The organism is Streptomyces africanus (genome assembly GCF_002150735.1).
GTDB classification, from domain to species: Bacteria; Actinomycetota; Actinomycetes; order Streptomycetales; family Streptomycetaceae; genus Streptomyces; species Streptomyces africanus.
The window spans coordinates 1-705 of the sequence record NZ_MUKA01000675.1; the positions used below are offsets into that span (position 1 = coordinate 1).

At 73.6% G+C, this 705-nt stretch carries 1 protein-coding gene; it reads left to right on the top strand.

Annotation, left to right across the window (positions count from 1 at the left end):
* Nucleotides 1-216: 216 nt before the first annotated feature.
* Nucleotides 217-705 (top strand): homocysteine S-methyltransferase (gene mmuM, locus CCL05_RS43315; RefSeq protein WP_086565913.1); only part of this gene is annotated, 489 nt, incomplete at its 3' end.

The following is a 705-nucleotide window of genomic DNA, read 5'->3' on the forward strand; positions in this document are numbered from 1 at the left end:
GGCGGCCAGGCCGAAGGTGCGGCAGGGCGGGGGGGCCGGGGCGGGTTCGGCGGTCTCGGCGGTCTCGGCGGGGCTGGGGACGGTCATGGTGGTTCCTGACGAGCGGAGGGGGAGGGCCGTGATCGTATCCCGTCGTCCCACATGTTGGGCGACCTGTTCATGGACTGGACACAATCGGCTGGGGTCCGCCGCCGGGTCTCGACTACGGTCGTCCTCATGACCAGCACCCTCACCCTCGCCGAAGCCCTCTCCGCCGGGACGGTCGTCCTCGACGGCGGCCTGTCCAACCAGCTCGAGTCGGCCGGGCACGACCTGAGCGACGAGCTGTGGTCGGCGCGGCTTCTGGCGGAACAGCCGGAGGCGATCACCGAGGCGCATCTCGCGTACTTCCGGGCGGGCGCGGACGTGGCGATCACGGCCAGCTACCAGGCCACGTTCGAGGGCTTCGCCAAGCGCGGCATCGACCACGACCGGGCGGCCGAACTCATGGCGCTCAGCGTGGAGTTGGCGCGGGACGCGGCGCGGCTCGCCCGCGTCTCCCGCCCGCTGTGGGTGGCGGCCTCGGCCGGCCCGTACGGGGCGATGCTCGCGGACGGTTCCGAGTACCGGGGGCGCTACGGCCTCACGACCAGCGAGCTGGAGCGCTTCCACCGCCCCCGCCTGGAGGTGCTGGCCGCCGCCCGTCCCGACGTCCTCGCCCTGGAG